This is a genomic window from Turicimonas muris, from assembly GCF_002221595.1.
Classification (GTDB): domain Bacteria; phylum Pseudomonadota; class Gammaproteobacteria; order Burkholderiales; family Burkholderiaceae_F; genus Turicimonas; species Turicimonas muris.
Map to the genome: position 1 here is coordinate 85,968 of NZ_NHMP01000001.1, position 13,192 is coordinate 99,159.

Consider the following 13,192-nt stretch of genomic DNA (forward strand, 5'->3'; position numbering starts at 1 on the left):
TTATTTTCAAAAACTAAGGAGAGCAGAAACCCTGCTCTCCGGTCAATTCTTACTTCTTTTTCTTCGGAGCAAGAACCATAATCATCTGACGACCTTCTAATTTTGGAAAAGACTCGACTTGTGCAATGTCTGCCAACTCTTCCTTTACGCGGTTAAGAAGGTCGTTGCCGAACTCTTGATGAGCCATTTCACGGCCGCGGTATCTAAGAGTGACTTTGGCCTTGTTGCCGTCTCCGATGAAGCGCTGCAAAGCTCTAAGCTTAGTCTGGAAGTCATTTTCATCTGTCTGAGGACGGAACTTAACTTCTTTGACCTGAATAACTTTCTGCTTGGCTTTGGCTTCTTGAGCCTTCTTTTGCTCTTGATAACGGAACTTGCCGTAATCCATCAAGCGACAAACGGGAGGACGTGCATTATGCGCGACTTCAACCAGGTCAACACCTGCCTCTTCTGCCATGGCTAATGCCTGAGAGGTTTTGACGATACCAATCATGTTACCGTCAACCCCGGTCAAGCGTACTTCAGGAACACGGATCTCGCCATTGATCCGGTGCGTGCGTTCTTGAGCTATTTTTGTCTCCGGTTAGTTAATCATTTTGTCCGTTACGGCGTTCTTCAACGTCTTTTTGGACAAGTTTAATAAATTCTTCGGTAGTCATTACGCCCAGGTCTTTACCGCCGCGTGCCCGGACTGAGACTTTACCTTCAGCCTTTTCTTTAGCTCCCACAACAACAATATAAGGAAGTTTTTGAAGGCTAAGTTCGCGAATCTTATATGTAATCTTGTTATTGCGCAAATCTGCTTCAGATCTGATGCCGGCTTTTCTGAAGGTCTCTACCAGTTCTTTTGCGTAATCAGCCTGCTCATCGGTAATGTTGGCGATACCGACCTGAACCGGGGCAAGCCATGTCGGAAGCAAGCCGGCATAGTGCTCAATCAGCATGCCGATGAAGCGCTCCATACTGCCCAAAATAGCGCGGTGAAGCATAACCGGGACTTTGTGCTCATTGTCCTCCGTTACATATTCAGCACCGAGTCTGCCGGGCATCTGGAAGTCAACCTGGATTGTTCCGCACTGCCAAGATCTGCCTAAAGAGTCTCTGAGGTGGTATTCAATCTTAGGACCGTAAAATGCGCCTTCACCTTCGAGAATGTCGAACTTAATGCCTGCCCGATCCAGAGCGGTCATCAAAGCTTTTTCGGCCTTATCCCAGCTGGCGTCGTCACCGATTCTCTTTGCAGGACGAGTAGCTACCTTGTAAGAAATGTCATGGAAGCCGAAGTCTGCATAGACCTTTTTAACGAGATCGCTGTAGGCGATGCATTCGTCAAGAATCTGATCTTCAGTACAGAAAATATGGCCGTCGTCCTGAGTAAAGCCGCGGACACGCATCAAACCGTGCAAAGAACCTGAGGGTTCGTTGCGGTGGCAAGCCCCGAACTCGCCATAGCGGAGAGGCAAATCACGATAGGAGCGAACAGTGTTGTTGAACAGCTGGATATGGCCCGGACAATTCATCGGTTTGAGAGCGTAGTAGCGGTTTTCGGACTTAGTTGTGAACATATTGTCCTGATACTTATCCCAGTGGCCGGAACGTTCCCAAAGAGATCTGTCTAAGAGCTGAGGAGCCTTGACTTCCATGTAGCCGTTTTCTTGATAGACATTGCGCATATACTGTTCAACTTGCTGCCAAAGAGCCCAGCCCTTGGAGTGCCAGAAAATGAGACCCGGAGCTTCTTCTTGGAAGTGGAAAAGATCCAATTCCTTACCTAAGCGGCGGTGGTCGCGTTTTTCTGCTTCTTCAAGCATATGCAGATAGTTGGCCTGTTCGTCTTTCTTGGCCCATGCAGTACCGTAAATACGCTGAAGCATTTCGTTGTTGCTGTCGCCTCTCCAATAGGCGCCCGCAATCTTCATTAGTTTGTGAACTTTCAAACGGCCTGTGCTCGGTACGTGAGGGCCGCGGCAAAGGTCAACATAGTCACCCTGACGATAGAGAGAAATTGCTTCATTAGTTGGAATTGAAGCAATAATTTCTGCTTTGTAATCCTCACCGATGGACTTGAAAAATTCGACAGCTTTGTCTCTTTCCATTTCTTCGCGGACGATGGGAAGATCTTTCTTCACTAATTCGTCCATCTTCTTTTCGATGACAGGAAGATCTTCCATGGTCAAAGGACGGGGGAGAGAGAAGTCGTAGTAAAAGCCGTTTTCGATAACCGGTCCGATTGTGACTTGTGAGCTCGGGAAGATTTCCTTGACCGCCTGAGCCATCAAGTGAGATGTGGAGTGGCGAATGATGTCCAAACCTTCCGGATCTTTATCTGTGACAATAGAAAGTGTTGCGTCTTCTGTAATTGGGTAGCTTGTGTCAACTAACTTACCGTTTACTTTACCGGCGATCGCAGCTTTAGCTAAGCCTGCGCCAATTGATGCGGCAACCTCTTTAACAGTTACCGGACCTTCAAACTCTTTCTTAGAGCCGTCAGGCAATGTAATTGAAATCATTCAAAAAATCTCCGTAGTTATTAGTCTGGAACGCGCTTGAATTTATTCGTATTACAGGGAAGCGCTTTCCGCACATTTTATCGATTCTAAGCCAAAAGACTTATCTTAACCGTTGAGCAACTAGGAGTTTTTGTTTCTTCTGTCTTTTTTGCTTACGAATTGGTGTGCACCGCAAAGCGCTATATACCTCATTTGGTACGCAAGAACCCCCACTCACTGCTGTGAGGTCTACTCTGGTCATCATCGTAGAAAAACGTTAAGAGGAAAATTATGGATTTGGCAAATCAAAAATCTCATGCAAAGGTCAACGGAGAAAAGAATCTTGTTACCGGCCGTAAGGGTTTGGCCCGCAATATCCGTGCATTAGAAGAGCTTCCGAAGAAAGACAGACTCGATATCGTAAAAAGAGGTGTCGTGTTTGTAGTTTATCACTGGGACGGTGAGCTTCATTTCGGACCGGCTCGTTGGCTCGGCTACGGCAAAGGCCGCAAGAGCAATGACCGCGCCATTATCGCTGCAAACCGCATTAATAACATTTTTGGTGTGGAAGGCCCCGAAAAGAGTGACAAGCTTGAAAAGGCTTTAACAGCTTACTGCAAGGCTCTCGGCGGAAAACCTGTGAGAGAACAGCATAAGTTCTGGAAGAAAGATTGCATTAAAAAGATTGATGCGATGCTGGAGCAATTAGACAATTAATTACTCAAGTTTTTGAAAAAAGGAGAGGCTAAAGAAGCGGCAGAGTCTCTCCTTTTTTGATCCTTCTTTTGCGAGGTTCTTTTTGCAAATTTTTTGCTATCCACTCCAGAAGAACTCTGACGATGTACTCAACTTCTTCGTCAGACAATTCTCTATGTTTTGGGATGTCGTGCCATTTCAGAAGGCAGCCCCGGCAACAGCATCCTGTTGCATGCTGAGCAACGAAAACCGGGTGCCCTTTGACCGGTGTTTGCTTGCCGTCCTTTAGAGGTTCTTCGGGAGCTAGCCGTTTGATAATTAAATCATGAGCATGCTGACGCAAAACCTCCGGTCCTTTCATTTCTGCAAATAACTGATCATCGTAATTGAGGCGAAATTTGCTTCTAAATTTCGAGCGTGCCAATTTTTGGAAAAGATTATCAAGATCGGTATACATACATTAGAAAGAAGAGTTGGAACTAGAATACTAACTTTGCCGTAGGCAAGACATATTGGAAATTGTAGAAAAAGGTAATCGCAATGGCTTGTATTAACTTCCCATCTCCGGTTTTTGGGCCTATCCACTCCAGAAGGTTAGGGACCTCACTAGGTCTGAATTTGCTCCCGGAGGGCGGAAAGCTCTGTTCTTTTGACTGTATCTATTGTGAGTGCGGTTTTAATAAAGACAATAGAGAAAATACAAAGCTCCCTTCCCGAGAAAAAGTGAGGACGGTTCTTGAGAAAAAACTAATACAGCTTACCCAAGAAGGAGTTGCTCCCGATGTCTTTACCTTTGCAGGCAATGGAGAGCCGACAAGTCACCCTGACTTTGAAGAAATCGTTGGAGATGTAATCGAACTGAGAGGCAAATACTTCCCGAAGGCTAAGATTTCAGTTTTGAGCAACTCTACCTTCATTGCAAAACCGCACGTATTTAGAGCATTGAAAAGAGTTGACAACAATATTCTGAAGTTGGACACCGTAAATGAGGAGTTCATCAAAATGGTGGACCGTCCGAATTCTTCGTATGACTTGAAGAAAACGATCGAGAATCTCAAGAAGTTCAACGGGGATCTGATCATACAAACAATTTTCCTCAAGGGAAGAACACAGGGAAAAGAAATAGACAATACAACTGAAGAATTTATTGCCCCCTGGATCTCGACACTCAAAGAAATTCAACCGAAAGAAGTCATGATTTATACCCTTGCTCGCGAAACGCCGGCACCGAATTTAGAAAAAATTTCGAAAGAAAAAATGGATAAAATCGGGCAAAGATTAAAAAATGAGGGTTTTCGAGTAAGTATTTCCTATTGAATTTGCTAATAAATTGTAAGAAACGGGGTGGTCTTTTTCTGTGTCATTTAGCTGTCACAATCGATTCATAGAATGAAATTATTAACATCGATTAGGAAACAAAATGCCACAGACACTGCCCACCAAGAAAAGTTTGGTCTTAGCTGGTGCATCGCTTCAATTAATCGCATTAGCAAGCCGAAAGGGCTCTGAAATGTTGAGAGAGAAGGGCAAAGAAGCGTTAAATAGTGCTTCCAAAGCTCAGCCGCAGATGCATAAGCCGGCAGCAGCCTAACTTTAAGGACAGACGAAAAAACCGCGGAAAGAGAATCTGCGGTTTTTTGTTTACGGACGGAAACAATAATAACCGGCTTCGAGTAACCGCCGCTCTTGTTCTATCCAAGAGGATAAAAAATCTGAGAAAATTCTTTCTCATGAGAAAATGCAGAGCCGTTCTCATCTTGAATTCCGAGCGGAAAGCAGAATTAACCAGTCTATTTTCCAAAATAGCTTGTGAATCCAACGTCAATACTTTGTCTTTTTTGACGGAACATAGTTGTCCGAAGTTAACTGACAAAGAAAGTTTGCAATGGCTCTAATTTCCAAAGAAGAACATAAAAATGCATATTCTTATTTCGAACGATGACGGATATCTGGCTCCGGGAATTCAAGAACTGGCCCGAGCAATGAAGAAATTTGGAAAAGTAACGATCGTTGCGCCTGAAAGAAATCAAAGCGGGGCAAGCAATTCGTTGACGCTTCATTTGCCTTTGCGCATTCAGCAGCTTCAGGAAAATCTTTATTTTGTTACCGGGACCCCGAGTGACTGTGTACATATTGCCATGACCGGTCTGCTTCCCGAAAAGCCTGACTTAGTATTGAGCGGCATTAACTGCGGCCAGAATATGGGAGATGACACCCTGTATTCGGGAACCGTTGCCGCCGCCATGGAGGGATACCTTTTCGGTTGCCCGTCATTTGCCTTCTCTCAGGTAAAGAGCGGGTGGTCATACTTAGACAGCGCCGTGCGCGTTGCTGAGATCATCGTCGGAGACTACATCAAGAATCCTTTGAAATCCCCGTTTTTGCTGAATGTGAATATTCCCAACATGTATTTTGAAGAGTTGTCGGGAGTTATTGTCACAAGGCTTGGCCGACGTCATTCAGCCCAGCCTGTGGTTGAACAAATTAATCCGAGAGGGGAAAAGATCTACTGGATGGGCCCGGCCGGGGATGCAAAGGACAATGTGTACGGCACAGATTTCTGGGCAGTCGATCATGGCTACGTCAGTATGACTCCGCTTCATATGGATATGACTGATTATTTCCAATTGGAAGAGGTTCGCACCTGGTGGAATAAAAATAAGTAGTAATTTCTCCCGCTTTTTAGATGATCGAAAATGGATAAATTTGGTACCATTATCGTTTATGTCTGCCCAGGTTCCAAGAAGGTAATTAAATGAAGTTCCGTAAGTTGTTTGCGCCAGTAGCAATGGTTTTGATTATTTCAGGTTGCTCATTCTCTGGAAAATCTCAGGCGCCTATTGTGGAAGGACCTACCTCTACTACGGTCTATACCGTTCAACCCGGAGACACTTTGTATTCTGTTGCCCGTCGTTACGGTGTCGATCCGAAGGCCGTAGCCAGAGAAAACGGAATGACAAATCCGAATCAGCTGAGAGTTGGACAGCGTATTCGACTGTCAGTCAATTCCTCTTCTTCTGCGATAGCACAGATTCAGGCGGCTGAGAAAGCTTCTTCAACTACAGCTGCCGCACCGGTGGTCAAACAAAGCCAGGCGGAGGTTGCGAAAGCTGAGCCTGCAGCAAAGACAACTACAACGGCTTCAACTTCCGGAACATTTATGTGGCCGGCACAGGGAAATATCGTCAAGAGTTTCGGCCCGAATAATAAGGGAGTGGATATTTCCGGTAAGGAGGGAGATTCAGTTGTTGCTTCTGCTGACGGTAAGGTCATTGTCGTTGGCAACATGACAAACTTAGGAAATTTGGTCATTGTTCAGCATAATTCCACTTACGTTACCGCCTACTGTCATCTCAAGAATATTCAAGTAGCACAAGGAAATATGGTTAAGAAGGGGCAGAAGATCGCAACTATCGGAAAGACCGATTCAGAAGCCCCGAGAGTCCATTTTGAAATTCGTAAGCTTGGCAAGCCGCTGAACCCGGTAGAAATGCTTCCTACCAAATAATTAAGCAACGCTTTATTTCAAACAAAAACGGAGGGACATAGCCCTCCGGAAACCGATTTTCTGTGGAACGGAAAGTCGGTAAGATTATCCTGCTGGACGGAATATTGAATAAGTATTACCGTTTGGTTTTTAGTGAAGACCGTTACAGTTATTACTCGAGTCCTCTGCTTCCTATCCCGAATAGATTAGAGGCGATTTCCGGAGAATGCTATGAAAAAGCAAAAAGTTCGTGACAAATTTATTGTCACCGTGGATTCATTAGATCAGGAAGGCCGAGGTGTCTCCCGACGGGAAGGGAAGGTTGTCTTTATTGAAGGCGCTCTCCCCGGAGAGGAGGTTGAGTACGAAAGAATACGCAATAAACAGGCCTTTGAGAGCGGTATTGCTACTCAGATTTTTAAAGAGTCCTCTTTGCGAGTTGCCCCCCGATGTCCGTACTTCGGCATGGCTGACGGCAGCTGCGGCGGGTGTGCTATGCAGCATTTGGAGCCGCGCGCACAAGTAGCTGTCAAACAAAAAGTCCTCATGGATTCCTTAAAGCATATCGGCCGAGTCAAACCGTTGCGTATTCTTCCGCCGATCTTCGGACCGGAATGGCATTATCGTCATCGGGCGCGTTTGTCAGTCAAGGATGTTTTAAAAAAGAATACGGTTTTGGTTGGTTTCCACGAAAAACGCTCAAGTTTTATTGCAGATATGAAATCCTGCAAAATCCTTCCTAAAAAAGTAAGTGATTTGCTGGTGCCTTTGCGCGATCTCATTAGTTCTTTGAAACTTCGTCAGAAAATTCCTCAGATTGAAATTGCTGTTGCCGGTGAACACACTGCCTTAGTGTTGAGAGTTTTGGAGACACCTTCGCAGGAAGATGAAACAAAGCTCAGAGACTTCCAGAGACAGTATGGTGTCGAATTCTGGTATCAGCCGAAAGGTCCGGATACTGTTTTTCCAATGGATCCGGAAAACCTTAATAATCTGAAGCTTGTGCATTCTGAAACCGGCGTTACAACGGTCTTTAAGCCTACAGATTTCACTCAAGTTAATCACGCGTTAAATGACGTCATGATTACCCGTGCACTTCGTTTACTTAAACTCCGGACAACAGACAAAGTGGCTGACTTCTTTTGCGGTCTCGGCAACTTTACTTTGCCGATTGCCACAAAGTCTGCGAAGGTATTTGGTATTGAGGGCAGTGAACAGCTTGTTAAGAGGGCTGAAGCCAGTGCGGTCGCTAACGGGCTCGCTGATAAAGCTTCCTTCAGAGAGCGCAATTTATTTACTTGGACGTTAGAAGATTGGACAGCCTTGTGGAAAGAAATGGGAGGTATCGATAAGGTGCTGATAGATCCTCCGCGTGACGGTGCTCAAGCATTGTGCACTTCTTTGGCTGAGACTTCGGAGCGGCCGGAAAGAATTGTGTATGTCTCCTGCAGTCCTGCAACACTTGCCCGAGATTGCAATATCCTCGTTAACGAAGGCGGCTGGGTGTTGAAAGCAGCCGGAATCATGAATATGTTTCCGCACACCGGACATGTTGAGAGCATTGCATTGTTTGAACAAGGATCGTCTGAGGAGCTTGAGCTTTGCAAAATAAAGAAAGCAGAAAAGCCGGAAGAATCAGTCGAGGAAGAAAGCAAACCAGATAATGAAGGAAATCCTTCCGAGTAGTAAGAAATAAGACGGGGAGATTGTGCACACTACAGTTTTGATCCAGGCTATCGTTCAGACATTAGCTTTTTTTGCCGTGGTTATTTTTGTACCTGCAATTTTCTTTAAATGGATAGTTAAGAGTTTGTCGCGGGGATCTGCGATTTTGTGTTCTATCTTTTCTCTCTTCTTGCCCGTGCTGATCCTAAGCAATAACTACCTCGAAATCCAACAAGTGGTAGAAATGGGGGCAGCATGGGGGCTTCCGTACGTTGTTGAGTTTTCGTCTGCAGCATGGGCCTTTACTTTAGGTTCGGCGGCCGCATCGTTAGTTGTGGTCATTCAGCTGATTCAGGGCAGAGGGAAAAAGATAGGAATAAATATCCTAGGTTTTATGTGCCTGAGCGCCGCATTGAGCCTGCTTGGTCTCTTCGGCGTGCCCTCCGTTTTTTATGGCGGTTCGGTTGATATGAACCTGGCGAATACCTTCTTTGTTTTTGAGCTTCTTATCACTTTATTTTTCTCAGGGGTTTATTTTGTTTTTTCCGATAAATCTAGAGAAGTCTACTGGTCATAAAGCTTGACTGATGCACGTTTTCACTAGAAATCTAACAAAAGATGTCCGATAATAGATCTTAAAAAATGGAGGAATAATGGAAGAAAGCGGTGTTTTTGAGTATTGGTTTGCGTTGATATTTGCTTTAGGTTTTTGCGTTTGGTTCCCGGCTTATGTCATTAAAACCAAGGGCCGGGGAATTCCTTTGTGGGGCCTGGCTTTTTGCATCGTTTTTTTATTTCTCATTCTTCCCCTAATCAATGTCGGAATTGCACAGGAATCTCTGCCTTTCGTATGGAATACCATGTTTGAAGGGATCGCCGGGGAGCGTCCTCACATCGTTCAACAAGTAACGATGCAAGCCGGCTCCCTTCACAGAAAGGCTTCTCTAGATCAAGTCTTTCTTCTAGTTTGCGGAGCCTTCCTTTTGGTTAGCGTTGTTCAAAGCGTCATGGCAGCTTGGATGCTGTATGTGCGTCATAATAGAAGAAGTCTGTTTCGGGCCATCCGTTTTATGTGGTGTTCCGCACTAATGACAGTCTGCGCAGCCAGTATTCTCCCCTTTCTCTTCTTAGGCAAACTTGGTGAGCCTATCGTTTATAACTGTGCTTTATATATCTCAGTCTATATCGCAATTCTTCTGGGAATTACTGCGTATATCAGATTCTGTCCGGAAGTAGCTAAGTTCTACCCGTCTTAGTAAGTCTTTTTGATGCTTCTGCATTTTGATTCAAATGACTATTTTGTCATTGGAGGAGCTTTGCTCCTCTTGGTGTTCATTGCCTATTTCCTGCGACAGAGGTTCCCGAGTAAACAGAGGTATCTGAAGTTTGCAGCTGCTTTGACGCTTATTGTCAATCCGCTTCTTTTGATTTGTTTCTTCGCAAAAATATTTTTCTTTACAGAAAGTTATCCAAGAACCGTACTTAACAGCTGGGGGTACGTTAAGGCATCCGGCACAATCTCGATACTGTGCGAAATGATGGCCGTCTACCTCATTTATCTTCTCTTTCAAAACAATCCCCAGGGATCCACAATGAAGACCTTGACCATGTGGTTTTGTATCAACGCTGCAGGAGCAGCCTTGTGTCTTTTAGAAGCACCCAAGCAGGTCTGGCCTTTGTCTTTTGCGTCTGTGACCTCTTATTCCCTGCCTGCCTTGATTGCATTTGCTTTAATTAATCTTGCTGTTTTTCTTTATTCCGTCTTTCAGTTCAAAAAAACGAAGCATTCCTAAGGTAAGGTGGCGAAGAAACTGAGGCCGAATTGAAAAACGATAATGACAGAGTCCATTTACGGATGAGAGCCTGACAAACTTGTTCCAAATGTTTGCTTTTTCTCTAAATGCGACTGATGTGAAATTGCGTTATTTTGTGCGTGATAAAATCGAATAATTGTCAATAGTGGCAAGATTTTCTTCTCCTAGAGAAGGTTTATGCTTCCGGAGACCCAAGAGGTCGAAGGTTTTTGATTTTTTAATATTTTATAGAGTAAGAAATGGCTGTAGAACGCACACTTTCTATTATTAAACCTGATGCAGTAGCTAAAAACGTTATTGGTCAAATTTACACAAGATTCGAAAGCAACGGTCTTAAGATTGTCGCTTCCAAGATGAAATGGTTGTCCCGTCAGGAGGCCGAAGCTTTCTATGCAGTTCACAAAGAAAGACCTTTCTTCAAAGACCTCGTTGATTTCATGGTTTCCGGTCCTGTTCAGGTTCAGGTTCTTGAAGGCGAAAACGCCATCATGAAAAATCGTGAATTGATGGGCGCCACAGATCCGAAGAAAGCCGCTAAGGGCACTATCCGCGCTGACTTCGCTCAAAGCATCGACGCTAACGCCGTTCATGGCTCTGACAGTCCTGAAACAGCCGCTGTTGAAATCGCATTCTTCTTCCCACAGATGAATGTTTATTCTCGCTAATTGAGGGAATAATGTCAGTCACTTCAGAAAATAAACCCAAAACAAACCTTTTAGGACTCGATCAAGAGGGCCTGAAACAGTTTTGCGATTCTTTAGGTGAGAAGCCGTTCCGGGCTGTCCAGCTCGAAAGATGGATTCACCGGAGGGGAGCTAAGACTTTTGATGAAATGACTGACCTCGCCAAATCTTTCAGGGCCAAACTCAGTCAGATTGCTGAAATCAAAGGCCCTGAGATTTTGCGCGATAAAATTTCTGCTGATGAAACACGCAAATGGCTCGTCGATGTCGGAAACGGTAATGCCGTTGAAATGGTATTTATTCCTGAATCCAATCGAGGCACCTTGTGCATTTCTACGCAGGCCGGATGTGCAATGAACTGTTTGTTCTGTTCAACCGGCAAACAAGGTTTCAACCGAAACCTGACGACTGCCGAGATTATCGGTCAGCTTTGGCATGCCGAACATACCCTCAGACAGTCTCGCGGCATCAATGATGAAAATGAGAGAGTTATCTCCAATGTTGTTTTAATGGGCATGGGAGAGCCTCTTCAGAATTTAGATGCCGTCGTTCCCGCACTTAACCTGATGCTTGACGATCATGCTTACGGCTTATCCCGACGCCGAGTGACGGTTTCAACCTCCGGACTCGTCCGTCAAATCGATAAACTTGCAGAAAGATGCCCTGTTGCGCTTGCTGTGAGCTTGCACGCTCCTAACAATGAATTGCGCGACAAGATCATGCCGGTTAACAAAAAGCATCCTATTGAAGATTTATTGGCAGCTTGCCAAAGATACCTTAAAGTCGCTCCGAGAGATTTCATCACTTTTGAATACATCATGATCGGAGGCGTTAACGACTCTTCAAAACAAGCTAAAGAGTTAGTAAAACTTGTTGAAAAGGTACCTTGTAAATTTAACTTAATCCCCTTCAATCCTTTCCCGGGTTCCGGACTTGAGAGAAGCTCAGAGGAAAACGTGAAGGCTTTCTCCTCAATTCTTAACGATGCCGGAATTGTCTGCACCGTGAGAAAAGTTCGAGGAGATGACATAGATGCCGCCTGCGGTCAATTAGCCGGTGAAATTAAAGACAGGACTAAATTGGCTGAGAAACGTGCACAGAGACAAATATTGATTAAAGAAATAACGAAACCACAGTAAATAGGCTGGAGATTTAAATGACTGAACAACACAATTTAGAGCAGCAACAACCAGAACAAAAAGCCGCTACTCAGTCAAATATACCTGAATACGGAAAATTGTTGACAGAGGCTCGTGAGTCTAAAGGTCTTTCTGTTGAACAGGTTGCTTCACAGCTTAGACTTTCCGCTAAACAGATCATTGGTCTTGAATCCGGCGACCCTTCAGCTTTTGCCTCTGTGGTTTACACAAGGGCCCATCTGAGAAGCTATGCTCGTTTGCTGGGCCTGGATGAGGCCAAGATTATCGATCTCTTCAGTAACTCCTTAGCTACAGAAGACAGAGATCAAAAGGCTTTGATTCGTAAAACAACCTCCGGGCTACGCCCTTACCAAGAAGAAACAACTAAAAACGGAAAAGGCAAAGGGATCGGCTGGATTATTTTCTTAATTGTGGTTGCTACCGTTGCCTATATGGGATGGCGTTACATGAATCCGAGTTTTAATCTTCAGGAAGTTAAGTCTTCTCTGAACTTTATGAACTCAACGGATAAGCCGGCAGTTGAAGCTAATGCGGACACATTCAAGACCGCTGTCGACGAAAAAAATCCTACAACTGACGCACACAAGAAGAAAGCTGAAGAACCAAAGCCGGTTGCTGCAGAAGAGTCTAAGCCGACTCCTAAGCAAGAAACAATCTCTGCTAAAGCTGAGACCGGTGCTCCGGCTGCCGCAACTGACGGTTCTACAGCGGTTCCCTCCCAGACACCTGACGGCAAGCCTATAACTCAGGTCGGCAAGACTCCGGAGGAACGTGCCCTTGAAGCAAAAGTTATGGCTGAACATAACCAGCAGCTCGAAGCGCAAAAGAAGGCAGAGGAAGCCAAGAAGGCGCCAGTTGCTCCTGAACCGGCTGCTCCCGTTACTTTGAAATTGGTTCAGAACGAAAATGGTTGGTCTACTACGCTGCCGAAAGCTTCAAGCACCCAACCTGTAAACATTAAATTCAGTGCTACTGACGGTGACTGCTGGTTCGGTATCTATGTTAACGGCAAACTTGTCGACAACACTACTCTTAAGCAGGGAGAGACTAAGGACTTTTCACACCCGCTGCCTTTCCGAGTTACTGTCGGCAATAAGTTCCGAGCGAAAGTCTCACTTAATGGCAACCCGGTTGACTTAGCAAGCTCTTCCAGATCGGGCTCTGTATCTTTCCAGGTGTTCACTGCTAAATAATTTGA

Annotated in this window: 15 protein-coding genes; 12 read left to right on the top strand and 3 right to left on the bottom strand. The window is 45.0% G+C overall.

The annotated features are described in order from the left end of the window. Positions 1–49 precede the first annotated feature (49 nt). Together infC and thrS are read right to left on the bottom strand one after the other, a co-directional pair. Positions 50–571: a translation initiation factor IF-3 gene (gene infC / locus ADH67_RS00415; RefSeq protein WP_084081390.1), complete on the bottom strand. Its 522-nt coding sequence runs from the start codon at positions 569–571 to the stop codon at positions 50–52. 16 nt (positions 572–587) lie between these two features. Continuing rightward, positions 588–2,510: a threonine--tRNA ligase gene (gene thrS, locus ADH67_RS00420; protein ID WP_066590624.1), complete on the bottom strand. Its 1,923-nt coding sequence runs from the start codon at positions 2,508–2,510 to the stop codon at positions 588–590. 270 nt (positions 2,511–2,780) lie between these two features. Between thrS and ADH67_RS00425 the strand changes: the two genes are divergently transcribed. Then, entirely contained in the window at positions 2,781–3,206 is a 426-nt protein-coding gene (locus ADH67_RS00425; RefSeq protein ID WP_066590626.1) for a hypothetical protein, read from the top strand. A gap of 28 nt (positions 3,207–3,234) precedes the next feature. On the opposite strand, the gene ADH67_RS00430 is transcribed toward ADH67_RS00425, so the two are convergent. Further along, the gene (locus ADH67_RS00430) at positions 3,235–3,642 is read right to left on the bottom strand and encodes a DUF4186 domain-containing protein (RefSeq protein ID WP_066590628.1); all 408 of its coding nucleotides are present in this window, start codon (positions 3,640–3,642) and stop codon (positions 3,235–3,237) included. An 83-nt stretch (positions 3,643–3,725) separates the two neighbouring features. Here ADH67_RS00430 and ADH67_RS00435 point away from each other — a divergent pair, with 83 nt between their 5' ends. The 11 genes from ADH67_RS00435 to ADH67_RS00485 all read left to right on the top strand — a co-directional run bounded on the left by ADH67_RS00435 (position 3,726) and on the right by ADH67_RS00485 (position 13,187). After that, positions 3,726–4,502: a radical SAM protein gene (locus ADH67_RS00435; RefSeq protein ID WP_066590630.1), complete on the top strand. Its 777-nt coding sequence runs from the start codon at positions 3,726–3,728 to the stop codon at positions 4,500–4,502. A 103-nt stretch (positions 4,503–4,605) separates the two neighbouring features. Beyond that, entirely contained in the window at positions 4,606–4,776 is a 171-nt protein-coding gene (locus tag ADH67_RS13215; RefSeq protein ID WP_157108083.1) for a hypothetical protein, read from the top strand. Positions 4,777–5,101: 325 nt separating this feature from the next. Further along, positions 5,102–5,851 carry a 5'/3'-nucleotidase SurE gene (gene surE / locus ADH67_RS00445; protein WP_066590633.1) on the top strand — a complete coding sequence of 250 codons (750 nt, stop codon included), beginning with the start codon at positions 5,102–5,104 and terminating at the stop codon, positions 5,849–5,851. Between the two features lie 89 nt (positions 5,852–5,940). After that, entirely contained in the window at positions 5,941–6,693 is a 753-nt protein-coding gene (locus ADH67_RS00450; protein WP_066590634.1) for a LysM peptidoglycan-binding domain-containing M23 family metallopeptidase, read from the top strand. A gap of 210 nt (positions 6,694–6,903) precedes the next feature. Then, positions 6,904–8,358 (top strand): 23S rRNA (uracil(1939)-C(5))-methyltransferase RlmD, encoded by a 1,455-nt coding sequence (gene rlmD / locus ADH67_RS00455; protein WP_066590635.1) that lies wholly within the window; start codon positions 6,904–6,906, stop codon positions 8,356–8,358. Between the two features lie 22 nt (positions 8,359–8,380). Further along, positions 8,381–8,914 carry a hypothetical protein gene (locus ADH67_RS00460; protein ID WP_066590639.1) on the top strand — a complete coding sequence of 178 codons (534 nt, stop codon included), beginning with the start codon at positions 8,381–8,383 and terminating at the stop codon, positions 8,912–8,914. 76 nt (positions 8,915–8,990) lie between these two features. Continuing rightward, complete coding sequence (locus ADH67_RS00465) at positions 8,991–9,593, top strand: hypothetical protein (protein ID WP_066590640.1); 603 nt, start codon at positions 8,991–8,993, stop codon at positions 9,591–9,593. Between the two features lie 12 nt (positions 9,594–9,605). Continuing rightward, positions 9,606–10,130 carry a hypothetical protein gene (locus ADH67_RS00470; RefSeq protein WP_089275681.1) on the top strand — a complete coding sequence of 175 codons (525 nt, stop codon included), beginning with the start codon at positions 9,606–9,608 and terminating at the stop codon, positions 10,128–10,130. A gap of 260 nt (positions 10,131–10,390) precedes the next feature. Beyond that, positions 10,391–10,816, top strand: coding sequence for a nucleoside-diphosphate kinase (ndk, locus tag ADH67_RS00475; protein WP_066590642.1), 426 nt, complete (start codon positions 10,391–10,393; stop codon positions 10,814–10,816). 11 nt (positions 10,817–10,827) lie between these two features. After that, positions 10,828–11,973: a dual-specificity RNA methyltransferase RlmN gene (gene rlmN / locus ADH67_RS00480; RefSeq protein ID WP_066590643.1), complete on the top strand. Its 1,146-nt coding sequence runs from the start codon at positions 10,828–10,830 to the stop codon at positions 11,971–11,973. A 17-nt stretch (positions 11,974–11,990) separates the two neighbouring features. Next, positions 11,991–13,187 carry a helix-turn-helix domain-containing protein gene (locus ADH67_RS00485; protein WP_066590646.1) on the top strand — a complete coding sequence of 399 codons (1,197 nt, stop codon included), beginning with the start codon at positions 11,991–11,993 and terminating at the stop codon, positions 13,185–13,187. The last annotated feature ends 5 nt before the right edge of the window (positions 13,188–13,192 follow it).